The sequence below is a fragment of the Streptomyces sp. NPDC091279 genome, assembly GCF_044757465.1.
GTDB lineage: Bacteria > Actinomycetota > Actinomycetes > Streptomycetales > Streptomycetaceae > Streptomyces.
In genome coordinates, this window is the sequence record NZ_JBIVVA010000017.1 from 64327 (window position 1) to 89627 (window position 25301).

Below are 25301 nucleotides of genomic sequence, written 5' to 3' on the forward strand. Positions count from 1 at the left end.
GCCGTATCCGGGTATGCCGTATCCGGAGTGCGCCGTATCCGGGTGTGCCGTCTCCGGCCGGGGATCGCTCTAGAACTCGGAGATCTTGACCACCGTCGGCGCGACGACATGGCCTTCTTCCATGGATTTCTCCATGGCGGCCTGGATGTAGTGCGCGTTGATCCGGGAGATCGCGCTCTTGGCCAGATCCGGACTGTTCACGACGGAGTTCGCCGCGGTGATCGCAAGTTCGGCGACGGCGGGCCCGCAGTCCGCGAGCAGGTTGCCCCGCCGGAAAGTATTACCGGCGATGACCGAGGCGGACGCGTGGATGCTCAGATACGTGAAGGCGGTGATCAATTCCGGAAACTCAGCCTCCGCTTTATGGAGATCAGCGATCAACGACTTGCCGTCGAGAGCGATCACGGAGGCCATGAAGCTCGCGTAGCTGCTGGTCGGCTTCTCTTCGGGATTTTCGGCGTCGACAGTCATACTTCACCTTTCGTGGGTGATCACGAACTCCGACTGCGAAAACTTTCGGGCAGGAAATTCACATGCCCGTTCGAACGCCAGGAATGATCCGCCGCCACCAGAAATGATCTGTCGCGGCGCATCCTCTATGAGTAGCGACGACCCGGGCGGTAAGCAACCAGTAAATGGAAAAATTACCCGAGGGAGCGAAGAGTGACGTGAATTCTCGACGGTGAAGTGAAGATCGGAAAACTACCGTCGCCCGACGACAATCAAGCCCGAAACCGTCCCCCACCAGCCCGGGGGACCCGCGCCCCCGCCCGCGCCCACTCCCCCAGCCCCCTCGCCCGCGCCCCCGAGCCCCTTCCGCGCCCCCAACCCCCGCCGCAGGAGCGGACGTTGCCCCTCCGTGAGAAACGAGCGTCACTTCTCCCGCAGCAGCGCGCGCAGCCCGTCCAGCAGCAGCCGCAGCCCGAATTCGAAGTGGGCGGTGAGATCCGCGCTGGCGAGCACCGGCAGGGAGGCGATGAGGTGCGGATACTCCCCCGCGTCGGCACCCTGTGCCACCACGTCCCGCAGGCTTCCCAGGGCGGCGAGCCCCGCGCCCTCCGGCCGCAGCACGGCCTGCTCCTCCAAGGTGTGGCCGACGGTGAAATTGGCCACCGCGTAGAGCGCCCGCGCCGCTTCGTCGTCCCCGAAGCCCGCCGCGCGCAGCACACCGACGAGGCGGTCGGCGAAGCCCAGGGTGTTCGGGCCGGTCGAGTGCGTCCCGGCGAAGACGCGGGCGCCGTCGCGATGGGCGAGCAGCGCGGCCCTCAACGCCCGTGCCAGACACGCCGTTTCGTCACTCCAGTCGCCGCCCCCCGGCACCCCGGCGAGCCCTTCGACCATGCGCTCGGACATCGCGGCGAGGAGGTCCTGCTTGGTGGCGAAGTAGCGGTAGAGCGCCCCGGCCTGGACGCCCATCGCGTCGGCGAGGCGGCGCATGGTCAGCGCGTCGAGGCCGGACTCGTCCAGCAGGCCGAGGGCGGTGCGGACGGTGCGGGCCCGGTCGAGCCGGGCGGGCCGGCCACGGGCGGGGCTTGACGGGGAGCTCATGGACCTCACTATAGTGAACGCCGTTCACGTGAACATCGTTCACTAAATCAGGGAGGTTCGACATGGGAGGCCGGATGGACACCGGGGTGATCGTGGTGGGCGCGGGCCCGACCGGGCTGATGCTGGCGTGCGAGCTGGCGCTCGCGGGGGTGCCGACCCGCGTCGTGGAGCGGCGGATCGAGCCGCAGCGGGACTCGCGGGCGCTGAGCCTGCATCCGCGCAGCGTGGAACTGATGGACCAGCGGGGCCTGCTCGACCGTTTCCTCCCGCTCGGCCGGAAGGTGACCGGCTGGCACTTCGGCGGGCTCCCCACCCAGCTGGACTTCGCCGCCCTGGGCGCCCGGCACGGCTACGCCCTCTTCCTGGCGCAGGCGCGGACCGAGGCGATCCTCGCGGAGCGGGCGGGTGAGCTGGGCGTGGAGATCAGCCGGGGCCACGAGGTGCGCGCCGTGCGCCAGGACGCCGACGGCGTCGAGGTGGAGGTGCGCGGCCCCGACGATGTCGCCCAGACCCTGCGCGCCGGGTACGTGGTCGGCTGCGACGGCGGGCGCAGCGTGGTGCGGGCGGCCGCGGGGATCGGGTTCCCCGGCACCGACGAGACCCTGACGGGGATGCTCGGCGACTTCGCGGTCGTCGACGCCCGCCCCGGCGAACTCGAAACGGCCCGCGAACGGGGCGTGCTCTCGGTGCCGTTGGAGGGCGGCTCCACCCGGTTCGTCCTGCTGGACCCGGAACTGTTGCGGGTGTCGTCACGGGAGCCGGTGACGCTGGAGGAGTTCCGGGCGGCGCTGGTCCGGCGGGCGGGCTCCGACTGCGGTGTGGGCGAGCCCCGTTGGCTGTCGCGGTTCGGCAACGCCACCCGGCTGGCGGACCGTTACCGCGCCGGACGCGTGCTGCTGGCGGGCGACGCCGCCCACATCCACTTCCCGGCGGCGGGCCAGGGCCTCAACACCGGTCTCCAGGACGCCATGAACCTGGGCTGGAAGCTGGCGGCCACGGTCAACGGCTGGGCGCCGCCTGGCCTGTTGGACACCTACGAGGCCGAACGGCGGCCGATCGGGCGTGCGTTGATCGAGAACACGGAGATCCAGACGCTGCTGTTCGAGCTGCCGCTCATGGAGCAGTACCGGCGTCCGGCAACGGCTCTGCGCACGCTCCTCGACGAGCTGCTCGGCATGGAAGAGGTCAACCGCCGCCTCGCCGGCCAGGTCTCGGCCCTCGGCACGGTCTACCCCCCGACCACCCCGGACGCCGACCCCCTGGTGGGCCACCGCATACCGGACGCGGACCTGCCGAGGGGCCGCCTGTACCCCCTCCTCAAGAAGGCCACCTTCCTCCTCCTCACCCGCCCCGACACCCCTGCACCCCCCACCGGCCTCCCCCACCTCACCACCCTCACCGCCCTCCACCCCGCCCTCCCCGACGTCACAGAAATCCTCATCCGCCCCGACGGCCACACCGCCTGGGCCACCCGAACAACAGCCACGAAGAAGCGCACGGAGGAGCGGGCGGGGGCGTTGCGGGGGTGGGTGGGGGTGAACGTCTGAGGGGGTTGCCATGAGAGGGCCGTTGCGAGGAGGGCCATGTCGAGAGACGCCTTCTCCCGAGACACGGGAAGTCCTCGCAGGGGCGCACGAGGCATGCACCACCTTGGCTGCCGGCACACAGAGGCCGTCCCGACGGCTCCGACTACGCTGGCGCCGTGTTCGATTACGTGACGATCGGCTGAGAGGGGGGCACGTGGTCACGCGTATCGCCCGCCACAACTTCCGCACGGACGACGTCACCGACGTCATTGACGTCATGGCACCGATCGTCAAGGTAGTCGAGGAGACACTCGGTGAGATCGAGACGTCGGAATTCGATCGTTTCGATGCCCTGGGCTATTCGCTCACCGCAGCGAAATGGTCCTGTCTGGCGGACCCCATGGCGGGTGAATTCCCCACCTGGGAGGCCTGGGTGACCGCCATGCAGGTCGGGGCCGCCCTGTTCATCTCGGGAACGGCGACCGAAGGACCGGTGCCCTGCCGCATCGGCAGCCGAGGCGAGGTGAAGAACCTACCCGCGACGGGCCCCCGGGAATACCTGCATGCGGGAAACTGGCTCACCTCCTACTACTTGGCGGCGATCTGCCGCGAGAACGAACGTCTGGATCAACTGGCGCGCGTCCCCCTTTCGTTTCTCCGTGCCTCCGGAGCGGAGTTCGACGAATACATCTACGCATGGGTGGAGACCCTCCAGAACGCCTGGTTCGGCCGGCGGGAGACCTGGGACACGCTGGTCACGGCGGTCAACGCCACCACTCCCGACGCGACACGGGGCGCCGGCGCCGAATTGATGCTCAAGATCCTCTCGCCGCCGCTCGAACTCTTCCATCGATACCAGCGTCAGGACGTGGAGCAGTTCAACGCGGCGCTGGTCGACGCCCTCACGTGGCACAAGGAGTACTGGACCGGCGACGAGGCACGTGCCCTGAGCGGCGAGGGCCTGATAGCCCTCGGCCCACTCGCCATCGCCTGCATGGCATACGACGCCGATATACCGATCGAGGTCGAATCCGACTACCTGCCCAAGGCGCTGCTCCAACGTTCCTGGACAGGAGAGTTCCCCACCTGATCCCCGTTCTCGCCAGCCGGGGAGACCCGAAATCAGCAAGGCCGTCGCCATGACGAGTACCGCCGGTTCGACATCAGCAAGGGAACTCTTCCGTGATCGTCATCGTCCCCCGGCATGGTGTGCCGGACCCCGACACCGAGAGCTGGGCCGAGGAGCTCGGCGAAGACGTTGCCGAGGACGCTCAGAGGATCGAGCGGTTTCCCGGATCGGTCGACTCCATGTTCACGACTGCTCTTCTTCACTTTCAGGCACGATGCAGCGTTGATCCTGTAGCGGCGAAGGTGGAGACGTGGGAAGCCGCTGTTTGCGCGATGCAGTTCGGATCAGCCATGTTCGCGGTGACCGGAACGACTGAGGGCACGGTCGAATGCCGTATCAATCACGAGGTACGGCATGTCCCGGCCATCGGTCCACGTCCGTACGCGGACGCGGGAAACTGGCTGACGGCGTTCTGGCTGGCGATCGTCTGCCGTGACCAGGACCGGATGACGCGACTGTGCGAGGTCCCGCTGGATCGGCTTCGTTCCCCCGGGGGCGAGTACGACGAGTACGTCTATCACTGGGTGGACACGCTCCAGACGTACTGGCTACAGAGGCCGGGACTGGTGGAGAAGCTCACCGCCACGTTCGAGACGTCGGACCCCGCTGTGGCACGGATCGCACCGCGGGACCTGCTGGACGGCCAGCTCTATCCACCGGTCAACCTCTTCTACCACTTCGTCCGCAAGGACGAAGACGGCTTTGGCCCAGCGTTGGAGGAGGCACTGAAACTGCACAGGGCCTACTGGACCCTGAACGAGGATCGGGCCGATCGCACGGCCGGATACCTGGCCCTCGGCCCCCTCGCCCTCGCCTGTCTCGCCCACGACGGCGGAATCCCCATCGGCGTGGAGTCCGACTACCTCCCCGGGCACCTCCTCCAGCACAGCTGGCTGGGTGGATTCCCCACCTGACCCCCGTTCTCGCCACCCGGGCGCGCCCGAAGGGCGGGACGCCGGCGCCGCTTCCAGTCGATGCGAGGTGGGAACACGTGACGTCCGCCGGGCCCTTGCCGGGCGAGCAACCGGAATCGCCCGCCCCCTCAATCAGAGTGACGCCCCCGCGCACGCCGTGACCCAGGGTCGGTGTTCGCGTTGTAGGGGGAGTGCGGCGGCGAGTGGTGCCGGCGTATTCATCGAGTCAAAGGAGAACGTGATGTCTCGCATCGCGAAGGCGACCGCGGTCGCACTCGGCGCCGGCGCCGTGGTCGTCAGCGGTACCGGCCTCGCCATGGCGGACGCCGGTGCCCAGGGCGCGGCCGTCGGCTCGCCCGGTGTCATCTCGGGCAATGTCATCCAGGCCCCGATCAACATCCCGGTGAACCTGTGCGGGAACACGATCGACGTGATCGGCCTGCTGAACCCGGCGTTCGGCAACACCTGCGTCAACCCCGGCAACCTCCACCACGGTCACCACGGCGGCTACGGCCACTGACCCGGCCGGACGACCGACCCGAACCTTTCTGCACCTGTTAGCACCTGTCTGCACCTGTGTGACCCCCGCCGTACGCGCACCGTACGCACCCGAGAGCCCCGGCACCCTGAGCGCCGGGGCTCTCCCGTGTCCACGGCCACGACACCGCCGTTGCCGAACTGCCTCACGCGTAGCGGTAGATGGCGCTCACGTCCTCCAGTTCGCGGGGTGTCACGCCCCACGGGGGCAGTTTCTCGTCGCGGGCGATGATCCTGCCGTGCTGGTCGTCGCCGGGGCCCGGCGGCTTGGCCGGGAGGTAGCGGGCGGCGCGGTGGCGGTGCTGCCAGCGGGTCCACTGGAGATCGACGAAGGCGTGGTGGAGCCAGAAGACGGGGTCGTTGACGGACGCGCCGCCGAGCATCGCGCCGCCGACCCAGCGGTGCACGAGGTTGTGGACACGCCAGGAGCCGGGGCCGCGCCCGGTGCCCCAGCCCTCAAGGCGGTTGCGGAAGCCCCGGGTGACCGTGGAGTCCCAGGGCGCGACGTCGTACACCGGGTCGGCGAGCGCCGCGTCCAGGTCGGCCTTGGTGGGCAGGGCCAATGGGTCGGCGGCCCGGCCGAGGTCGCGGGCGAGGAAGTCGCCGTCGTCGACGTTCTCCGTGATCCGCCAGTTGCCCTCCTTGTAGGCGAACGGGCCGGTCGTGACCTGGTGGTCGGAACGGCGTCCGGTGCCGCCGAGCAGGTCCGCGGTCCACGGCGTCGCCGTCGTCGCGCGGTCCCGCGTCCAGTCCCAGTACGGCACGGTCACCGACGCGTCGACCCGGCGCAGCGCCCGCTCCAGGTCCAGCACGAACCGGCGGTGCCAGGGCAGGAAGGAGGGCGTCATATGGGCGGCGCGCAGTCCGTCCTCGCCGTCGGGGACGTAGTACGTGATGTGGGTGCGCACGAACTCGTCGTACTCGCCCCGGCGTTTGACCTCCAGCAGCGCGTTCACGAACCGCTTCTTCTCGGTCGCGGTGAGCGTGCTGACGTCCTTACGCGTGTACGCCATGACCGGCCCCCTCGTTCGTCATGTCCAAGTGGGCGGCCGGGTCGCGGAGTTGGCGCCCGGGGCCCAGTGCGTCGACGGCGGCGCGCGCGGCGGTGAGCGGCGTCGGGTACGAGCAGTAGTGGTCGACCATGCTCAGCCAACTCCCGTCGGCCCGCCGCATCAGATGCAGCGCCCGCCCGTCGACGGTCACCCGCCACCCGCCCCCGGCGGCCGCCCTGACCCCTTCGATACGGCGGCCCCGGTACGTCTCGCCGAACGCGTCGGCACCCGCCCGGCGCGAGGCGGTGGCCAGCGCGGCGAGGGCCAGCGCGGCGGCCGAGGCCGGCAGCCCGCGCAGCACGCCCCGCCGCGAGACGCGCCCCGCATCCACCGGTTCCCCGCCGACGTCGACACTGACGGCCATGGCTCGCTCCTCGTCCGGATTCGGTTGTCACCCCGGTAACCGGCCGACCACCCCCACGGTCACGGACGGGAAGGACACAGCAAGGCGGCGAAACGGCCGAGAGGCCCGGGCAGTTGAGCCCGCCCGGGCCTCTCGGTGTCGTCGTGGCCGTGTCCCTACAGGCCGGGTCCCGTCACCAGGTCGGCGCCCGGCACGGTCTGGAGGACCGGGGCGAGCACGCCCACCTGCGGCAGCTTGGGGCCCGGCAGGCCGGAGTTGGCGGCGTCCGGCGCGGTCAGCGGGGCGTCCAGGGCCAGGCCGGGGCTGAGGGTGCGCAGGTCGGAGGCGGGGAGGGCGAGGCCGACGTGGTCGAAGCCGTCGCCCAGGACGTGCGGGAGCGGCGCGCGCAGGGTGAGGCCGGGCAGGCCGCCGGTGACGGGGAGTTGGGGGACGGCACGGTCGGGGATGAGGCGGCCCTCGACGTACCGGGGGCCGTCGGGGTTGCCGGGGGTGGGCAGCGGGATCTGGCCGCTGAGGCTGGGGAGTTCCATGCCGAGGGCCTGCTCGGCGCCCTCCAGCGGCACCGGCACGGGAACCGTGCCCACCGCCGCTGCGGGCGTGGCCATGGCGGCGCCCACGGCTGCCGCGACGCCTGTGACGACGGCGGCAAGGGTTCCTCGGGTGGTCGGCTTCATCTCGCTGCGGTCCCTTCCGGAATTCGGCGTGTCTGTTTTCTCTGCGGTCGCTGCGTGCGTACCGAGGTAAACGAGGCGGCCGACGCCATGAGGGCAACTTTCCCCCGAGTGCCGCAGTAGTAGTACGACGGGGAAATCGGGGCGGTGGTCGGGGCGGCCGGGAAACGGGGCCGACACGCCGACGGCGACCGGTCCGTGGCGTACGGGACCGGTCGCCGGAATGCGGTGCGGGCGCGGGGGTGCGGGGCCGTCAGCCGCGCAGCTTGCGGACGGGCAGGACGACGTGGGCGGCCGCCGACAGGGTCTCGTCGGCGCCCGCGAACGCGGCCAGCGCCTGCGCGTCGATCGGCTTGCCTGGCTCGGCCTCGGGCCAGGGGCGGGTGGTGAAGATGAAGTAGGCGTAGCCGCGTTCGTCGACGGCGGCCAGCCACTCCGGCGGCGGGGTGCACTGGGCGGTGCAGCCCGGCATGGTGACGACGGCCTGGCCGCCCTCGACCAGCAGGCTCAACGGCAGACTCGGCCGGGTGGCGGCGTCGACGAGGTCGGCACCGGCCGGAAGGCCGCTTCTGTCGAGGAGTTGCGCGACGGCGGCCGACGAGGCCTCGGGGCCGGCCGGCACGTCCCCGAGGGGGTAGGCAAGGAGGTAGGGCATGTCGCCGTCGGGGGCCTCGCCGCTCCAGGCCAGCACGACGAGGGTGCCCAGGTCTGCGGCGGAGGCGCGGGTTTCGCTTGAGGTTGAGGTCACCGCGTGACCTTATCTACGGGGCGCGACACGTTCGGCCGTGTCCTCACCCGACCGGGCGACATTCCGCGCCCTGTCCACACGAACGGGGGACGCGCCCTCGAACAGCACCGAGGGCCGATTCCGTACGACACGGAATCGGCCCTTTCGATGAAACGCCGACGGGACTTCGACGTAATAAGGACCGGGAGTGAGGGGGAAGTCGTATTCCCGGTCCGGGAATTGCTAGCCGAGCGGAAGTCCGCCGAGCAGCTGGGTGGGCTTGTTCAGAGCGGTCGTCGCCCCGTCCACCGCGCTGAGCGGGGAGCCCTTCTTCTTGGTGTCCAGCGCGTCCGACTGGTGCTGGAGCGGCATCAGGTCGACGGGCTCGATCCGGCCCGACGTCAGGGAGTTCACAGCGCCGTTGAGGCTGGTGGGCGTCACGGCGGCGGTGTCGTACGCGAACGCGGGCGCGGCGGCGCCGGCCAGGGCGACGGAACCGGCAACGACGGCTACAGCCTTGAGGGACTTCATCGGGTTCCTTTCATCGGCAACTCACGTCGCCAGGGGGAATTCTGACGTCGTGCCTAACGACGCCCCGACGGCCCGGAAACCCCGTGAACGGAATTTTTCTCCCTCCCACCCGAAGGAAGGATTTCATCGAACATCCGCCGCGCCGCCCCCGTGGAGCGGCGCGACGGAGCACCGATACCGCCCGGTCGACCGCCGGACGGACCCGGCACGGCCCGGATCAGCCCACGGGCAGACTCGGCACCGCCGGAACCGCCGGAGCGGCAGGCAGGCTCGAAGTGGCGGGCAGGCTCGGCAACTTGGGCAGCCCGGGCAGGCTGGGCGCCGGCAGGCCGCCGCCGAGCAGGGTCGCGGCGACGACGTTGACCAGTCCGGTCACCACGCCGGTCGCGGCCGGTACGACCTTCGTCGCGTCGCCCGCGCTGGCCGCCGCGACGAGGCCGTCGGTCGCCTTCTGCAACGCGGCGAGGGCGTCGGCCTTGACGTCCGACGCGGCGGCAACGGCCTTGCCGTCGTCGCCGCTCTTGGTGAGCGAGGGCGTCGCCGGGAGCGCGGGCGTCGCGGGGACGGCCGGGGTCGCGGGGACGGCCGGGGCTGCCGCCGACGCCTTGGTGATGGCGTCCTTCACCTTGCTCGCCGCCGCGGTGAGGTCGGCCGCCGAGGGCTTGCCGCCGTCCGCCTTGAGCACGGTGTTCAGCAGGTCGGAGACCGGGGCGAGGACACCGCCGAGGGCGCCCAACTCCGTTGCCTGGGCGAGCAGGGCGTCCGCGCCGGGGACCGGGGCGCGCAGGGCGGAGGGGGCGTGCTGCTCCCGGGCCGTACCGCCGTCGGCGGCGAGGGCGGTCGGCGCGGTGATGCCGATCAGGAGGGTGGCGCAGAGCGCGGAGGTCGCGAGACGCCGTGCGGGAAGGGCACGCATGGGTGTTCCTTTCGGTGGTACTTGATCCTGAAACCACCGTGAAAGCGCCTGTCCCGCTCCGCAACTGAGCCAGCATCACCCGGCGCCGCCCGTACCCCGCTTGGTCGGCATCACCCCTGGTGAGACGCTGTGCGCGAGCGATGAGAGGGCGTGCGCCGACGTTCCCCGTTCGGAGCAACGGCGTGCGGGGCGGCGGCGTCGGGGCATGGAAAACCGGCCGCCCTCCCGCGGTGGAATCGCGGGAGGGCGGCCGGTGAAGGGCTCTGCGTCGGCGTCCTGTGACGTCAGTGGTTGACGCAGGTGTTGCCGAAGGCCGGGTTCAGCAGACCGATCACGTCGATCGTGTTGCCGCACAGGTTGATCGGAACGTGGACCGGGACCTGGATGGTGTTGCCCGACACGACGCCCGGCGAACCAACGGCCGCGCCCTGCGCGCCGCTGTCGGCGGAAGCGATGCCGGCGGCGCCGGCGACGGCCGCGGCGGCGGCGGTGGTAAGGACCAGGCCCTTCGCGATACGCGACATGGAGAGGTGCTCCTTGGGGGTTTAAGCCAACATCCGGGCGGCTGCCCGGCGTTGTGTCAACGCGTGGCGCCCGTCCGGGTTGTGCCGCCAATGGAGTGATCTGGCGGCGAGGCTCTCCTTCACCAATCCGACACACATGCCCGGTTTCAGGGGATTAATCCGGATAGCGGCTACAGTTGCGCACCTCCCGACCCACCCCTATAGCCGGTCAATCGGATTCATGACCTCCCGAAAGGGCGACGCCCCTCATGCGCAATTCCCCGGGTCCTCTGCTGCGCCGCGCACTGGTCGGTGTCGTCGGTCTGAGCGCGCTGAGTGCGCTGGGCGCACTGTGCGCCCCCGTGAGCGCCGCCACCCCGGCCGCGTCGCCGGTCCGGGAGGCGGAGCGGGTGCCGTTCACCGAGCGGTACCGCGCGCTCCAGCACGGCGGGATCGTCCGCGCCGCCAACACCTCCGTCAGCTGCCGCGCCACCGGCGCCGCCCCGGCCCCGGCCTGCCCCGCGGCCCGCGCCGGGACGGCCTCCGTCAACAGCGACTTCGACATGTTCTACATCGACGTCGACGACGACCCCCGCACCTACAACTCCTCCCGCGCCGAGGTCCGGTTGCCCGAGGCGGCCCGGGTGACGTACGCGCGGCTGTACTGGGGCGGCAATCTGCGGGTGGGCGAGCAGAAGCCGCCGCGCGACAACGGGCGGGTGCTGCTCGCGGAGCCCGGCGGCGACTACCGGGAGGTGCTCGCCGACACCGTCGTCGGCCATCGGGCGGCGGGGGGCGCGGACGCGTTCCAGGCCTCCGCCGATGTCACCGGCCTGGTGCGGCAGAGCGGTCCCGGGCTCTACACGGTGGCGCAGGTCAACGCGGCGATGGGCCGCTCCGCGGCCGGCGCGTGGGGCGGCTGGACCCTGGTGGTGGCCTACGAGAACGCCGCTGAACCGTTGCGGCACCTCGCCCTGTGGGACGGCTTCGACACCCTCGACTCCCGTACCGCGCACGGCGTGCGGCTGACCGGCGCGCGCTTCTCGGCGGGCGCCGGCGGGCGCGCCGGGCTGGTCGCGTACGACGGGCGCCGGGGCGTGCGGGGCGACTCGTTCACCGTCACCACGCGTACGAAGTCGAACAAGGCCCGCGCCACCGCACTGTCCGACGGCGCCAATCCCCCGTCGGATGTGCTGAATTCGACGATCTCCGAGCCGGGCGCCGTCCCCGCCCCGAGGGTCCCCGCCTATTCGAACACGCTGGGCTACGACTCCGATGTGTTCGATCTCCGCACTGCTCTGCGGGGCGGCGGTGACCAGCTGGCCTTCCGGCTCGTTTCCCAGCGGGACGCGGCATGGGCAGGGGTGCTCTTCGCCGCCGTCGACGCACCGCAATGAGGCGCGGTCCCGCCCCGTCCCGAGCGCCGTCCGTGAGCGAGGAAACCGCGCAATGCACCTGGAACCATCCGCCTCCCGGCCACGGGTCCTGCATGTCACGCAGCCGGTGGACGGCGGTGTCGCCCGTGTCGTCACGGACCTGACGCGCGCTCAGCTCGCGGCGGGTCTGCACGTCACGGTCGCCTGCCCGCCGGGCCCGCTCGCGACCGGCTTGCGGGGGCTCGGAGCGGAGGTGCGCGCCTGGCGCGCGCGCCGTTCGCCGGGGCCGACGCTTGTTCGAGAGGTACACCGGCTGCGCCGGATCGTCGCCGAGGTGCGGCCCGATCTGGTGCACGCGCACAGCGCCAAGGCGGGCCTCGCCGGGCGGCTCGCGGTGCGCGGGCGCGTCCCGACGGTGTTCCAGCCGCACGCCTGGTCCTTCGAGGCCGTCGAGGGGCCCCTCGCGGAGGTGGCGCTGAAGTGGGAGCGCTGGGGGGCGCGTTGGGCCTCCCGGGTGGTGTGCGTGAGCGAGGCGGAGCGCGCGACCGGCGTACGCGCCGGGATCGAGGCGCGGTGGAACGTCGTCCGCAACGGCGTCGACCCCGGCCGCTTCCACCCCGCCGCCGTCGGCACCGTACGGGCCGCGCTGCTGCCGGACCTCGACCCGGCCGCCCCGCTGGTGGTCTGCGTCGGGCGGCTCTGCCGGCAGAAGGGCCAGGATGTCCTGCTCGACGCCTGGGAGTTCGTGGCCCGGCGCCTTCCCGCCGCGCGCCTGGTGCTGGTCGGCGACGGACCCGACCGCGCCCGTCTCGCGGACCGGGCACCGGCGTCGGTGCTGTTCACCGGGGCCGTCGCGAACGCCGTTCCCTGGTACCAGGCCGCCGATCTGGTGGTGCTGCCCTCCCGCTGGGAGGGGATGGCGCTGGCCCCGCTGGAGGCGATGGCCTGCGGGCGGCCCGTGGTGGCCAGCGATGTGAACGGCGCCCGGGAGAGCCTGCCGGCCGCGCTCGCCGCGCACTGTCTGGTGGCGCCGGACCGGCCACCGTCGCTGGCCGCCGCCGTCACCGGGCTGCTGCTCGACCCGCTGCTGCGCGAGTCGCTCGGCCATCAGGGCCACCGCCACGTCCTGTCCACGCACGATGTGCGGCACACGGCCGAGGCGGTGGCGGACGTGTACCGCGACCTGCTCGGCGGCGCGCCCGCAGTGCCCGTCGTGCCTTCGCTGCGCAGGGAGTCGATCCACTCGTGACCGCGGAAAGTACCGTTCCCTCGCCCGGCGGGCAGCCTCGGGATCTCGGATTCTCGCCCGTGTCGGTCCTGCCGTCGCCCGAGGTCGCCGCCGGTTTCCGGTTCCCGGCCCGGCGTCCGCGCACCCGGCCCGCCTCCCCGGTGCCGCTGCTCGCCGCCGACCTGGGCGGCGCGCTCACCGGCGGCCTGGTGTTCGCCGGGGCCGCGCACCGGCCGTTGCTCGCGGGGCTGCTGGTGGCCGCGTCGATGCTGACCCGGGCGCAGCTGCCGCGTCCGGTACCCGGGGTGCTGGACGAACTGCCCACCGTGTGCGGGCGGATCGCGGTGGCCTGGGCGCTGCTGGCGGCGTGTCTCGCGGCCTGGTCGGCGCCGTTCGCGCTGTCGGCGCGCACCCTGCTGCTCGGTCTGCTGCTCCAGACCGCCGCCTGCTGCGTGGGCCGGTCGCTGGCCCACTGGCGGCGCCGGGCCCGGCTGCTCAGCCGTCCGCGCGCCGCCCTGGTGATCGGCCCGGCCGCGACCGCGCAGCGGGTGGCCGCTGCCGTGCTGCGCCACCCCCGGCACGGCATCCGCCCGGTCGGTGTGGTCGCCGAACTCCTCGACGGGGCTGGTGGGTTGCCGGTTCTGACGACGGGTCAGGAAGTGCAGCGGGCGCTCATCCAGAACGGCGTCCGGGACGTGCTGGCCGTGCATCCCTCGGTCCGTGTCCAGCAGGGGCCGCTGCTGCGGGCGCTCGCGGAGTCGGGGTGCGCGGTGTGGGAGGTGGACGCGGACACCCCGTCGTACGCGAGCCGGGAGCAGTTGGCCGGGTTCTCGTGCCGCAGGCTGGACCTGGGGTTCGGGCGGCGGCGGGGCAGCGTCGGCAAGCGGGCCCTGGACATGCTGGTGTCGGGGCTGCTGTTGCTGCTGGTCAGCCCGTTGCTGTTGGCGTGTGCGGTGGCGCTGCGGATCAGTGGCGGGCCCGGCGTGGTGTTCCGGCAGGAACGCATCGGCAAGGACGGCAGACCCTTCACGCTGCTGAAGTTCCGCACCCACCGCCCGGTCGACGAGCACGAGGCGGCGACCCGCTGGAGCGTCGCCGACGAGCACCGGATGCCGTGGTTCTGCCGCTTTCTGCGGCGCACCTCGCTGGATGAGCTGCTCCAGCTGTGGAACGTCTTCTGGGGCGACATGAGCCTGGTCGGTCCGCGCCCCGAACGCCCTTATTTCGTCGCCCAGTTCAGCCAGGCCTACCCGGGTTACGCGGCCCGGCACCGGATGCGGACCGGCATCACCGGGCTGGCCCAGATCAACGGGTTGCGCGGGGACACCTCGATCGAGGACCGGGCCCGCTTCGACAACGCCTACATCGACAACTGGTCGCTCTGGCAGGACCTGTGCATCCTGCTGCGCACCGCCGCCGCCCTCGTGCGGCCGACGGGGAGCTGAACCGATGCGCCACGCACCGCCGTCGGCCCTCCTTCAACTCCGCTGCCACGCGCCGGTGTTGCCCGTCGTCGCCGTGATCGCCCTGCTGGCGCTGCCGGTTGCCCAGGGCAGCGAGGGCGCGGGCCCCGCCGACGTGGCGTCCGGGCTGCTCGTGCTGTACTGCGCGATCCGCCAACTCCGCGCGCAGGAACGCCCGTTGAGCCCGGTGTCGGTCGTGGTGCTCGGGATGCCGGTGGTCGGGCTCGCGCTCGCGGCGATGGGGGCGTCCTCGGTGGGGGCCGGGGTCGGCGGGCTCGGCCGTTACCTCCAGATCTTCGTGCTGGTCCCGGCGGCCGTGCTGCTGCTGGTCCGCGACCGGGCCGACTTCCGCGCCCTCGCCTGGTCGCTGGTCGCGCTCGCCGGGTGGCAGGGGGCGGTCGGGGTGCACCAGTACCTGACCGGGACCGGCGCCTCCTACCAGGGCGAGGACATCCGGGCGGTCGGCACGTTCGGGCCGCAGGACGTGATGGGGATGTCGACGGTCGTCTCGTTCGGCCTGATCTGCGCCCTCGGCCTGGCCCTCGGGCAGGCCGGGACCCGGCACCGCGCGCTCGCCGCCGGCTGCGCGGTCGCCCTGCTGCTCCCCCTCGCGCTCTCCTTCAGCCGGGGCGCGTGGATCGCGACGGCGGCCACCTGCACGCTCCAGCTCCTGCTGGCCGGGGTGCGGCGGGCGCTGGCGGCGGGCGCGGCCGTGCTCGCCGCCGGGATCGTCCTGATCGGCGGGTTCGGGGCCGGGACGACGATGCTCCAGGACCGCATCGACAGCATCACGCAGGTCACCGACGCCCCCGACCAGTCCGTCGTCGACCGGTACACGCTGTGGGCGTCGGCGGTCGCGATCTGGCGCGAACACCCGCTCACCGGCGTCGGGTTGAAGGACTTCCCGGCCTACCGGGACGGGCACGCCCCGCTCGCGCTGTCCTCCGGCAGCGACACCGAGGGCGCGGGCGAGGGCTTCTCGCGGCAGCCGTTGCTGTCCCCGCACAACATGTATCTGCTGGTCCTCGCCGAGCAGGGGCTGATCGGTCTGGTCGCGCTCGCGGGCGGCTGGCTGGCGCTGCTGGTGTGCGGGCTGCGCGGGCTGGGGCGGGCGCACCGCTCGGGCACCGGGCTCGACTGCGCGCTGATCGGCTGCGGGCTGCTGATCTGGCAGTTGACCGACTTCGTGTACGCGGACATCGGCGGTCCTTCGACGGTGCTGACGGCCGTCTCCCTGGGCCTGGTGACCTGGTGGGCGCTGGCCGGCGCCGACCGCGCCGAGCCCCTCCCGGCGACGCCGGCGCCCCGGCGCCCGGCTGAACAGGCGGCGGCCCGATGACGGTGACCCCCTCGGCCGCGGACGCCGGACCCGGTACGGGCAACGGCGCCGAGACCGCCGTTGCCCCGGCGGAGAACGGTGCCCGGGCCGCCGCCCCCCTCCCCGCCGCCCGGCCGCCCTCCGACCCGCCCGTCTCCCGGGGTTTCCTCGCCAAGGCGGCGTTCGTCACGGCGGCGCTCTCGATCGCGGGGGCGTTGCTGGGGCTGGTGCGGGACCAGGCGCTGGCCCGGCTGTTCGGGGCCGGGAGCGAGACGGACGCGTTCCTGGTGGCGTGGACGGTCCCGGAGTTCGCGGCGACGCTGCTGATCGAGGACGGGCTGGCGTTCGCGCTGATCCCGGCGTTCAGCCTGGCGCTGGCCCGGCGCGCGCAGGGGGCGTCCGGCGATCCGGTGCGGGCGCTGGTCGCCAGCACGCTGCCCCGGCTGGCGCTGGCGTTCGCCGCGGTGGGCGCCCTGCTCGCCGGGACCGCCCCCTATCTGGTCGAGGTCCTCGCGCCCGGCCTGGACGATCCCCGACTCGCCGTCGACTGCACGCGGTTGACGGCGACCTGTGTGCTGAGCTTCGGGCTCGCCGGGTATTGCAGCGCGGCGCTGCGGGCGCATCGGCGGTTCCTGGCCCCGGCCGCGATCTACGTGGCGTACAACGTCGGCATCATCGCGGGGATGTGCGTGCTCGGCGGACGGTTCGGGGTGCGGTCGGCCGCGGCCGGGGTCGCGCTCGGCGGCTGTCTGATGGTGCTCACCCAACTGCCCGTGCTGTGGCGGCAGTTGCGGTCCGACCGACCGGCGCCCGGGGAGCCGGGGGCCGACTCCGAGCCGCCCCGCCCGATGGATGTGGCACTGATGGCGAGCGTGCTGCTGTTCGCGCTGGCCCGGCAGTCCCAGGTGCTCATCGAACGGTTCCTCGGCTCCAGCCTGCCGTCCGGGGCGATCTCGCACCTCAACTACGCGCAGAAGGTCGCGCAGATCCCGATGACGTTGTCGATGATGCTGTGCACGGTCACCTTCCCGGTGGTCGCGCGGGCACTGGCCGACGGCGATGTCGAGCGGGCCCGCGACCGGGTCGAGCGGGACCTCACACTGGCCGCCTGCGTGGTGCTGCTGGGCGCCGCCACGGTGATCGCGTGTGCCCCGCAGATCGTCCAACTCCTCTTCCAGCGCGGCGCGTTCACCGCCGGGGACACGGCGGCGACGGCGTCCGTGATGCGGGTCTACGCGCTCGGGCTGCTCGGCCAGACCCTGGTCGGCGTGCTGGTCCGCTCCTACTTCTCGGCGGGCCGCCCCTCCTGGTACCCGGTGGCCGCGATGACGTCCGGGATCGTGGTGACGTCGCTGCTCGGGAGCTGGGCCGTCGGCCCCTGGGGCGTCCTGGGCATCGCCTTCGCCAACGCCGTCGGCATCACCGCCACCGCCGCCCTGCTGCTGGCCGGCACCGGCCCGCGCAGCGTCCCGATCCGCACCCGGCGGGTGCTGGCGGAGCTGAGCCGCCCGCTCGGCGCGGCCGTCGGGGCGACGGTGGCCGCCGCGTTCGCCGCGCACCACATCGGTCCCGCCGTGCCCGCCCTGGCCGTCGGCTGCGTCACCGCGGCCGCCGTGTTCGTGCTGCTCGGCCGGGCTCTGGGCGTCCAGGGCCTGGCGCCCGCGCTCCGTTCCGTCCGCCGTGTGACCCGGAGGTTCCCGCATGCCCGCGTCCGTTGACACCGCCGCTCCCACAGGCGCCGCCCGGCGCCGGGCCTCCGGGCCCGTCCCCTGGGTGGCGATGTACCACTCCGTCGGTGACTGCTTCGACGACCCGTACCGCATCACCGTCACGCCCGAGCGGCTGAACGCGCAACTGCGCTGGCTGCACCGGCGCGGCCTGCGGGGCGTCACCCTGAGCGAGCTGCTCACCGCACGCACCCGCGGCGAGGGCCGCCGCCTGGTCGGCCTCACCTTCGACGACGGGTACGCCGACTTCGTCGACAACGCCCTTCCCCTGCTGGAGCGTTGGGGATTCGGCGCCACCCTGTTCGTGCTGCCGGGGCGGCTCGGCGGCGACAACGCCTGGGACCCGCTGGGCCCGCGCAAGCCCCTGCTCACCGCCGACGGCATCCGCCGCGCCGCCGCGTCCGGCGTCGAGATCGGCTCGCACGGCCTCACCCACGTCGACCTCACCCGCGCCGACGACGCCACCCTGACCGCCGAGGTCGCCGAAAGCAGGGCCCTGCTGCGGGAGTTGACCGACACGCCGGTCGAGGGCTTCTGCTACCCGTACGGCACGCTCGACCAGCGGGCCGCCGACGCCGTCCGGGACGCCGGGTACCGCTACGCCTGCGCCATCGACCCCGGCGAGCTGAACGGCCTCTTCGCCCTGCCCCGCGTCCACATCGGGCAGCACGACCACGCCGTCCGCCTCCACCTCAAGCACCGGCTGCACCGGCTGCGGCGCCGCCCGGTCGAGGGGCTGAAGTGAAGGCGCTGCACCTCATCACCGGCCTCGGCGTCGGTGGTGCGGAACAGCAACTCCGGCTGCTGCTGCGGCACTTGCCGGTCGAGTGCGACGTCGTGACGCTCACCAACCCGGGCGCCGTCGCCGACGGTCTGATGGCGGACGGGGTGCGGGTGACGCACCTCGGCATGGCCGGGAACCGGGACCTGGCCGCGCTGCCCCGGCTGGTCCGGCTGATCAGGGGCGGCGGCTACGACCTCGTCCACACCCACCTCTACCGGGCCTGCGTGTACGGCAGGCTCGCGGCGCGGCTCGCGGGCGTGCGGGCCATCGTCGCCACCGAACACTCCCTGGGCGAGGCCCAGTTGGAGGGCCGCGACCTCAACCAGGGCATGCGCGCCCTGTACCTGGCGAGCGAGCGCCTCGGCCGCCGCACGGTCGCCGTCTCCCCCACCGTCGCCGACCGCCTCCGGCGCTGGGGAGTGCCGGGCCCGCGCATCGAGGTCGTGCCGAACGGCATCGATCTGACCGGCTTCCGCTTCGACCCGGTCCGCCGCCACCGCACCCGGCAACGGCTCGGCCTGCCGGAGGGCGCCTTCGTGATCGGCGGCATCGGCCGGCTCGCCCCCGGCAAACGCTTCGACGTCGCTCTGCGCACCCTCGCCCAACTCCCGCAGGACCACTGGATGGTGCTGGTCGGGGGCGGCCCCGAGGAGAACGTGCTGCGCCGGGTCGCGTCCGAGGCGGGGGTCGCCGACCGGGTCCTGTTCACCGGCGAACGGCCCTACCTCGCCGACGGCGGCCCCGGGCCCGACCTGCCCGCGCTGACCTCCGCGATGGACCTGCTGGTCGCGCCGTCCGCCGAGGAGGCGTTCGGGCTCGCGGTCGTCGAGGGGCTGGCGGCCGGCCTTCCGGTGCTCTACACGTCCTGCCCGGCCGTCGAGGACCTGCCACCGGCGGCCGCCCCCCTCGCCCGCCGGGTGACCGGCGGCCCCGCCTCCTTCGCGCGCGCCGTCGTCGCCGCCCGGCAGGCGGGCCCGGCCCCCCGCACCGCCCCCGACGCCGCCCACCACTACGACATCACCCGCAGCGCCGCCCGCCTCCTCGACGTCTACGCGGCCGCGACGGCCAACACCCCTGTCCCGTCGGCCTGTTCACCCTCCGCCCGCCCCTCCCAGGAAGCCCTCTCCTCATGAACGAGAACGCCACCCCGGTCCGTCGCCCGGTCGCCCTGAACCGTGCCAGGGCGCTGCCCCCGTGGTCGCTGATCGCGGCCGGCGTCCTGGTCGGCGGGCTGCTCGGCGGCGGCTACGGCCTGGCCAGGACGCCGACCTACACGGCCACCAGCTATGTCGTCGCCGTCCCCACCGACCGCTCGGAACCGGCGTCCGCGCTGGGCTTCGCGCAGGCCTACGGCCGGGTCGCCACCCAGCTCGCCGTCCTCGGCGACGCGCAGGTCTGGGCCGGCGTCCCCGTCCGCACCCTCCAACAGAGCGTGCACGCGGAGACCTCGCCGGATGCCCCCATGGTCGCCGTCACCGCCACCGCCGCCCGCCCCGACCTGGCCGCCGACATGGCCAACGCCGTCTCCCGCGCCCTGACCCGGCACGCGGGCGACGTCCAGAACGCCACCCACGTCGAACTCCAGCAGTTCGCCCGTGCCACCAAACCCACCGCGCCCTCCTCGGCGTCGGCGGAGGTGACCGGGCTGGTCGGCGCCAGCGCGGGCGGGCTGCTCGGCGGGCTCCTGCTGCTGGTGCGCCCGCGCCGCGCGCGGCCCGAACCCGGCCTGGCCGCCTCGGTGCCGGGCCCGGCCGTCGCCGCCGAAGCCCACGGCCAGCTGTGACCTACACCACCCAACTCATCACCGCCGAGGACGACTTCGCCCGCCTCGCCCCCGACTGGGCCCGGCTGTACGGCCGTTGCGCCACGGCGACGCCGTTCCAGAGCCATGCCTGGCTGCACTCCTGGTGGCTGTCGTACGGCAGACCCGGCCGACTGCGGCTGCTCCTGGTGCGCGACGGCGCCGAACTCGTCGCCGCCGCACCGCTGATGCGGGTGCGCCGCCCGGTCCCCGCGCTGGTGCCGCTCGGCGGGGCGATCTCCGACTACGGGGACGTCCTGCTGGACGACGAACGCCGGGACACGGCCGTCGACGCGCTCACCGAGGGCCTCGCCGCCGTCGCCCGCACCGCGCTGATCGACTTCCGCGAGGTGCGTCCGGGTGGCGCCGCCGAGCGGGTCTACGACCGGTGGCGGGGGCCGCGCCGCCGGTTCGGCGACTCGCTCTGCCTGGAGCTGCCCGCCCTCCCCATGGACCAGCTCCTCGCCCGTCTGCCCGCCGCCAAGGCCCAGCGCGTCCGCGCCAAGCTGCGCAAGCTCACCGCCCTCGGCGTCGAGCGGCGGGTGGCGGGCCCCGACGACGTGGACCGCGCGCTGCGCCGGATGCTGGAACTCCACCGACTCCAGTGGCAGCAGCGGAAGGTGACGACGGAACATCTGCGGCCCCGGTTCTGCGACCACCTGGTGCGCTCGGTGGGCCCGATGGTCCGCTCCGGGGACGCGGTCGTCACCGAGTTCCGGCTCGACGGCGAGGTGGTCGCCGTCGATCTCACGCTGTTGTCACGGGAGTTGGCGGGCGGCTACCTGTACGGCGCCCACCCCCGGCTGCGGGAGCGGAAGGCGGACGTGGCGGTGATGCTGCTCGACGCGTGCGCCGAGCACACCGGCACCGGGACCCGGGGCGCGCTGAGCCTGCTGCGCGGCAACGAACCGTACAAACACCACTGGCGGCCCGAACCCGTCGTCAACCAGAGGCTGTTGCTGGCCCGACGGCACACCGCCCCGCTGCTCGCGGCGGCCGTCTGTGACGTCGCCGCCCGCAGCCGGGGCAAGGAACTGGTGCGGGTCTGGAGGGAGCGCGGTGGCGGCGGAGCCTGAACGACCCGCCGCCACCCGGGACTCACCGGTTGCGCGACCACCAGTCGAAGCGCAGGCACAGCTTCCCGCCGAGCCAGTGCTCGACCCACGCCCCCAGCTCCACCGGCGCGCACTGCGTCGGATGCACCGGCGTGGCCGGCGGCTCGGGCGGAGCGGTGGGCCCGGTGGACTTGGCCGGCTCCGGCGTCGCCGGGACCGGTGCCTCGGTGCGCCCGGACAGCACCGACCGGTAGACCTCGGACGCCTTCGGGTTCTGCCCGCACTGCCAGACCCCGTGCGGGCAGTAGTCGGTCAGCGTGTTGTACAGCGGCTTGTGCTCGTCCATCCAGGCCAGCATGCGCCGCATGTACTCGGCGTTGTCGCCGTTGCGGAAAAGCCCCCATTCGGGATAGGAAATGGGCTTGCCGTGGGTTTTTGCGAAGTCCACGTGTTCCTGGAGCCCGTAGGGTTCTTTCACCTGCTGATCGAACGTCAGCCCGGACGGCTGGTCGTACGAATCCATGCCGATGATGTCGACGGTGGAGTCCCCGGGATAACACTGCGTCCACGGAACGGCGTCCCGGCCGCGGGTCGGCGCGAAATCGAACCGGAATTTCTGCCCCGGCACCGAACGCATGGTGGTGACGATCCTGTTCCAGTACTTCTTCCAGGCCTCCGGGTCGGGCCCGCACCGAGAGGTGTACGTGATGCCGTTCATCTCCCAGCCGAGCACGATCACCGTGTCCGGCGCCTTCGCCTCCACCAGCCGCTGGGCGAGGGCCTTGAAGTGGTGATCGAACCGTCCGGCCACGCCCTGCGCGAGCAGCGCACGGACCTGGGTGTCGGAGACGCCGCCCTCGTTGCGTTCCTGCATCGGCACGTTGAGGACGAGCATCCGGTCGGCCCGCTCGGCCCGCCAGTCCGCCCACACGTCGAGGAAACCGTGCGCGCCCTCGATGTTGCTCCACCGGTCGCCGGGCAGGTAGGTGTGGCCGACCCGCAGGTCAGCGCCGCCCAGCCACTGGCTCAACTCGGCGATGCGGGCCACCCCGCGAGCCCCGTAGTCGAGGTAGGCGCCGAACGCGGGCAGGGAGGTGACGGGCTTCTGGCCCTGCGCCCCCGGCGCCGGGGAGACACCCGGGGCGGGGGTGACCGGAGCCGCTGCGGGGACTGCGGGCGCGGTGGGCGCGGCCGGGGCTGTCGTCGGGGCCGATGCCGGAGCCGGAGCGGGAGGGTCGGCCGCCCGCACCGCCCCCGTGCCCGCCGCGTACCCAGGTCCGGACGCCAGCGCGGCCGCCACGAGGACCGTCGCCGCGACGACGGCAAGCCGCCGGGTCCCGGGACGTCGCTGCTGTGAGGCCATGCCTGCTCCTTTCTCCGCTCTGTCCGGCTCTCTCTTTCTCCGGAATAACTGACACTCAGTCATATCAGTATGAATTCCGCTACCGCACTTAGGGCTTTCGAGTGGCCGGATCGCCCGCACGAGTGAAACGCCGTCACCACCCGACCGATTCTCCGGAACCGCCCGATCGATGCGAAGGACCCATTCCCTTGTCTCTGTTCGACATCCGCGTCCCCGCCGTTCTGCTGCGGATCGACCGGAACCCCTTTCACCACGGCACCCTGGGTGCCGTGCGCTCGCTCGGCCGGGCGGGCGTGGAGGTGCACGTGGTCGCCGACTGCGACGGCAGTCCCGTCGCCGCGTCCCGTTTCGTGGGGCGGCTGCATCCACCGCCCCCGCCCGGCGCGTCCGCCGACGACATCGTCCACGCGCTGCGTCAGGTCGCCGCCCGCGTCGCCAAGCCCGCCGTCCTGATCCCCCTGGACGACGCCAGCGCCCTCGCGGTCGGCGCCCGGCGCGCCGAACTGGCGCCCTCCTATCTGCTGCCGGCGATGCCGGAACAGGTGCCGGCCCGGGTCGCCGACAAGGCCGAACTCGCCCATGTGTGCGCCGCGTTGAACGTCCCGCACCCCTCGACGATCGTCCCGGAGAGCGCCACCGACGCCGCCTCCGCCGCCTGGCGGCTCGGGCTGCCGCTGGTCGCCAAGTGGAGCCGGCCCTGGCTGCTGCCGGCCCAGACCGGGCTGCGCAGCACGGTGGTGCTGGGCTCGGCGCGGGAGGCACGGGAGCTGTATCTGCGCTCCGGGGAGGCGGGCAGCCGACTGCTGCTCCAGGCGTTCCTGCCGCCGCGCGCGGAGAGCGACTGGTTCCTGCACGGCTACGTCGACCGGTCCGGGGCGCTGCGGGCGGGCGGCACCGGCGTCAAGCTGCTGGCCTGGCCGCGCGGCGCCGGGCTCACCGCAGCCGGCCGCTGGGCGGCCAACCCGGGCCTGTGCGCGCTCGCCGAACGCCTGGTCGCCGAGCTGGGCTACCGGGGCGTCCTCGACCTCGACTTCCGGCGCGGCCCCTCCGGGCGCTACCACCTGCTGGACTTCAACCCCCGTCCCGGCGCCCAGTTCCGCCTGTTCGCCGACTCCGCCGGACTCGACGTCGTCCGCGCCCTGCACCTGGACCTGACGCACCGTCAACTGCCTGCCGGGAAGCCGCTGCCCGGACGGGCGTTCGTGGTGGAGAACTACGCCCCGCTGACCGCCCTGCGCCGGGTCCCGGCCGGCCGCGAGCTGGCCTGGCACGCCGCCGACGACCCCGGCCCCGGCCGCGCCCTGCGCCGCCTGTGGACCCGGCACGCCGCCCGCCGCCTGTGGACCCGCCTCGGCCGCACGTCCCAGGCGCCCGCATCCGCCCGGGCCCGGGTGCCGTCCCCCGCGCCTTCCCCGACCGATCTGTCCGACGACGAGAAAGCGAGCAGTTGCTGATGTACGACCTGCTGGTGGTGGGGGCCGGTCCGTACGGCCTGTCCATCGCGTCCCACGCCGTGAGCGCCGGTCTTGACGTGGGTGTCTTCGGACGGCCCATGGCGTCCTGGCGCGACCACATGCCGCGCGGCATGTTCCTCAAGTCGGAGCCCTGGGCCTCCAACCTCTCGGACCCGGGCGGCCGTTGGAGCCTGGCGGCGTACTGCGCGAGCCGGGGCACCGAGGCCCGGCACGGGGAGCCGATCCCGGTGGAGATGTTCGCCGAGTACGGCCTGTGGTTCGCCCGGCACGCCGTCCCCGCCGTGGACGAGCACATGGTGACTCAACTCGCCCCGGTCCAGGGCGGTTTCGAGGCCGTCACCGACGACGGCCGGACGGTGCGGGCCCGTGCGGTCGCGCTGGCGGTGGGCGTCATGCCGTTCGTCGAGATCCCCCCGGCGCTGCGCGCGCTCGACGCCCCCCTCGTCACCCACAGCAGCCACCACAGCGACCTGGACCGCTTCCGGGGCGGCGACGTCACGGTGATCGGCGGCGGCCAGGCAGCCCTGGAGACGGCTGCTCTCCTCGCCGAACAGGGCACCCGGGTCAGGGTGTTGGCCCGCGCCGAGGAACTCTCCTGGAACGACGTCCCGCCGCCCTGGGAGCGCCCGTGGTGGCAGTCGGCCCGCTCCCCGCACAGCGGCCTGGGCCCCGGCTGGCGCAACTGGTTCTACTCCGAACGCCCCGGCCTGTACCGGCGTCTCCCCGAGCCGACCCGGGCCCGCGTCGCGGCCACCGCGCTCGGACCCGCGGGCGCCTGGTGGGTCCGGGACCGGGTGGAGGGCTCCGTCGAGGTGCTGCTCGGCCACGAGGTGTCGGCGGCCCGCGCGACGCCGGACGGCGGGGTACGCCTGGAGGTACTGGACCGCGCCGCCGCCAGGTTGCGCACCCTGGAGACCCGACACGTCCTCGCCGCAACGGGGTTCACCGCGACCCGCGACCGACTCGCGCTGCTCGCCGACGAGTTGCGCACCGGCCTGGCCACGGTCGCCGACGGCTCCCCCGCCGTCGGCCGTGACTTCGAGTCCTCGCACCCCGGGCTGTTCCTGGCCGGCCTGGTCACGGCCGCAGGATTCGGCCCGTCGATGCGCTTCGTGCACGGCGCGACCTACACGGCGGGCACCCTGGTCCGGGGCGTCCGACGCCGCCTGCGCGCCACCGCCCCCGACGTGACCCTCCCGGCACCGGCCCGGGCCGAGGCCCCGGCACCGTCACCCCGCTGACGACATGCCACGGGTGCCGGACGACCCACCGTCCGGCACCCGGAGTTCTCCG

The 25301-nt window shown here is 73.1% G+C and carries 25 protein-coding genes; 15 read left to right on the forward strand and 10 right to left on the reverse strand.

The window, feature by feature from the left end; all coding sequences use genetic code 11:
- Positions 1-69: 69 nt before the first annotated feature.
- Both ACIQOU_RS33160 and ACIQOU_RS33165 read right to left on the reverse strand, forming a co-directional pair.
- Entirely contained in the window at positions 70-471 is a 402-nt protein-coding gene (locus tag ACIQOU_RS33160; RefSeq protein ID WP_401543107.1) for a hypothetical protein, read from the reverse strand.
- Between the two features lie 402 nt (positions 472-873).
- Positions 874-1548, reverse strand: coding sequence for a TetR/AcrR family transcriptional regulator (locus ACIQOU_RS33165; RefSeq protein ID WP_401543110.1), 675 nt, complete (start codon positions 1546-1548; stop codon positions 874-876).
- Positions 1549-1622: 74 nt separating this feature from the next.
- On the opposite strand from ACIQOU_RS33165, the gene ACIQOU_RS33170 reads away from it, so the two are divergent.
- The 4 genes from ACIQOU_RS33170 (at position 1623) to ACIQOU_RS33185 (ending at position 5637) form a co-directional block, all read left to right on the forward strand.
- Positions 1623-3095: an FAD-dependent monooxygenase gene (locus tag ACIQOU_RS33170; RefSeq protein ID WP_401543291.1), complete on the forward strand. Its 1473-nt coding sequence runs from the start codon at positions 1623-1625 to the stop codon at positions 3093-3095.
- A 193-nt stretch (positions 3096-3288) separates the two neighbouring features.
- Positions 3289-4164 (forward strand): immunity 49 family protein, encoded by an 876-nt coding sequence (locus ACIQOU_RS33175; RefSeq protein WP_401543112.1) that lies wholly within the window; start codon positions 3289-3291, stop codon positions 4162-4164.
- Positions 4165-4256: 92 nt separating this feature from the next.
- On the forward strand, positions 4257-5117 hold the full coding sequence (locus ACIQOU_RS33180) for an immunity 49 family protein (protein ID WP_401543114.1): 861 nt from the start codon (positions 4257-4259) through the stop codon (positions 5115-5117).
- A gap of 241 nt (positions 5118-5358) precedes the next feature.
- Complete coding sequence (locus ACIQOU_RS33185) at positions 5359-5637, forward strand: chaplin (RefSeq protein ID WP_401543116.1); 279 nt, start codon at positions 5359-5361, stop codon at positions 5635-5637.
- A 163-nt stretch (positions 5638-5800) separates the two neighbouring features.
- On the opposite strand, the gene ACIQOU_RS33190 is transcribed toward ACIQOU_RS33185, so the two are convergent.
- The 7 genes from ACIQOU_RS33190 to ACIQOU_RS33220 all read right to left on the reverse strand — a co-directional run bounded on the left by ACIQOU_RS33190 (position 5801) and on the right by ACIQOU_RS33220 (position 10439).
- Positions 5801-6667: a tyrosinase family protein gene (locus tag ACIQOU_RS33190; RefSeq protein WP_401543119.1), complete on the reverse strand. Its 867-nt coding sequence runs from the start codon at positions 6665-6667 to the stop codon at positions 5801-5803.
- A complete protein-coding gene (locus ACIQOU_RS33195; RefSeq protein WP_401543122.1) occupies positions 6651-7070 on the reverse strand; it encodes a tyrosinase family oxidase copper chaperone in 420 nt (139 codons plus the stop codon). The genes ACIQOU_RS33190 and ACIQOU_RS33195 overlap by 17 nt, the downstream gene beginning before the upstream one ends.
- A gap of 155 nt (positions 7071-7225) precedes the next feature.
- Positions 7226-7744 (reverse strand): hypothetical protein, encoded by a 519-nt coding sequence (locus ACIQOU_RS33200; RefSeq protein ID WP_401543124.1) that lies wholly within the window; start codon positions 7742-7744, stop codon positions 7226-7228.
- A 250-nt stretch (positions 7745-7994) separates the two neighbouring features.
- Positions 7995-8489 (reverse strand): DUF5949 family protein, encoded by a 495-nt coding sequence (locus tag ACIQOU_RS33205; protein ID WP_401543127.1) that lies wholly within the window; start codon positions 8487-8489, stop codon positions 7995-7997.
- A gap of 222 nt (positions 8490-8711) precedes the next feature.
- On the reverse strand, positions 8712-8999 hold the full coding sequence (locus tag ACIQOU_RS33210) for a hypothetical protein (protein WP_401543130.1): 288 nt from the start codon (positions 8997-8999) through the stop codon (positions 8712-8714).
- A gap of 217 nt (positions 9000-9216) precedes the next feature.
- The gene (locus ACIQOU_RS33215) at positions 9217-9915 is read right to left on the reverse strand and encodes a hypothetical protein (protein ID WP_401543133.1); all 699 of its coding nucleotides are present in this window, start codon (positions 9913-9915) and stop codon (positions 9217-9219) included.
- A gap of 284 nt (positions 9916-10199) precedes the next feature.
- Entirely contained in the window at positions 10200-10439 is a 240-nt protein-coding gene (locus ACIQOU_RS33220; RefSeq protein WP_401543136.1) for a chaplin, read from the reverse strand.
- Positions 10440-10687: 248 nt separating this feature from the next.
- Here ACIQOU_RS33220 and ACIQOU_RS33225 point away from each other — a divergent pair, with 248 nt between their 5' ends.
- From ACIQOU_RS33225 to ACIQOU_RS33265, 9 genes are read left to right on the forward strand one after another with little or no spacing between them, the layout of a single operon-like run.
- Entirely contained in the window at positions 10688-11815 is a 1128-nt protein-coding gene (locus ACIQOU_RS33225) for a DUF3344 domain-containing protein (RefSeq protein ID WP_401543139.1), read from the forward strand.
- Between the two features lie 52 nt (positions 11816-11867).
- Positions 11868-13043 carry a glycosyltransferase gene (locus ACIQOU_RS33230; protein ID WP_401543142.1) on the forward strand — a complete coding sequence of 392 codons (1176 nt, stop codon included), beginning with the start codon at positions 11868-11870 and terminating at the stop codon, positions 13041-13043.
- Positions 13040-14467 (forward strand): exopolysaccharide biosynthesis polyprenyl glycosylphosphotransferase, encoded by a 1428-nt coding sequence (locus tag ACIQOU_RS33235; protein ID WP_401543145.1) that lies wholly within the window; start codon positions 13040-13042, stop codon positions 14465-14467. Before ACIQOU_RS33230 ends, ACIQOU_RS33235 begins: the two co-directional genes overlap by 4 nt.
- A gap of 4 nt (positions 14468-14471) precedes the next feature.
- A complete protein-coding gene (locus ACIQOU_RS33240; protein WP_401543148.1) occupies positions 14472-15824 on the forward strand; it encodes an O-antigen ligase family protein in 1353 nt (450 codons plus the stop codon).
- On the forward strand, positions 15821-17521 hold the full coding sequence (gene murJ, locus ACIQOU_RS33245; RefSeq protein WP_401543151.1) for a murein biosynthesis integral membrane protein MurJ: 1701 nt from the start codon (positions 15821-15823) through the stop codon (positions 17519-17521). Before ACIQOU_RS33240 ends, murJ begins: the two co-directional genes overlap by 4 nt.
- Positions 17505-18275, forward strand: coding sequence for a polysaccharide deacetylase family protein (locus ACIQOU_RS33250; protein ID WP_401543153.1), 771 nt, complete (start codon positions 17505-17507; stop codon positions 18273-18275). The genes murJ and ACIQOU_RS33250 overlap by 17 nt, the downstream gene beginning before the upstream one ends.
- Positions 18272-19447, forward strand: a complete 1176-nt coding sequence (locus ACIQOU_RS33255) for a glycosyltransferase (protein WP_401543156.1) — start codon at positions 18272-18274, stop codon at positions 19445-19447. The genes ACIQOU_RS33250 and ACIQOU_RS33255 overlap by 4 nt, the downstream gene beginning before the upstream one ends.
- Entirely contained in the window at positions 19444-20097 is a 654-nt protein-coding gene (locus ACIQOU_RS33260) for a lipopolysaccharide biosynthesis protein (protein ID WP_401543159.1), read from the forward strand. Before ACIQOU_RS33255 ends, ACIQOU_RS33260 begins: the two co-directional genes overlap by 4 nt.
- Positions 20094-21191: a GNAT family N-acetyltransferase gene (locus ACIQOU_RS33265; RefSeq protein ID WP_401543161.1), complete on the forward strand. Its 1098-nt coding sequence runs from the start codon at positions 20094-20096 to the stop codon at positions 21189-21191. The genes ACIQOU_RS33260 and ACIQOU_RS33265 overlap by 4 nt, the downstream gene beginning before the upstream one ends.
- Positions 21192-21213: 22 nt before the next feature.
- On the opposite strand, the gene ACIQOU_RS33270 is transcribed toward ACIQOU_RS33265, so the two are convergent.
- Positions 21214-22533, reverse strand: a complete 1320-nt coding sequence (locus ACIQOU_RS33270) for a glycoside hydrolase family 26 protein (RefSeq protein ID WP_401543164.1) — start codon at positions 22531-22533, stop codon at positions 21214-21216.
- Between the two features lie 188 nt (positions 22534-22721).
- On the opposite strand from ACIQOU_RS33270, the gene ACIQOU_RS33275 reads away from it, so the two are divergent.
- Positions 22722-23987: an ATP-grasp domain-containing protein gene (locus ACIQOU_RS33275; protein ID WP_401543167.1), complete on the forward strand. Its 1266-nt coding sequence runs from the start codon at positions 22722-22724 to the stop codon at positions 23985-23987.
- Positions 23987-25249 (forward strand): NAD(P)-binding domain-containing protein, encoded by a 1263-nt coding sequence (locus ACIQOU_RS33280; protein WP_401543170.1) that lies wholly within the window; start codon positions 23987-23989, stop codon positions 25247-25249. Before ACIQOU_RS33275 ends, ACIQOU_RS33280 begins: the two co-directional genes overlap by 1 nt.
- Positions 25250-25301: the final 52 nt, after the last annotated feature.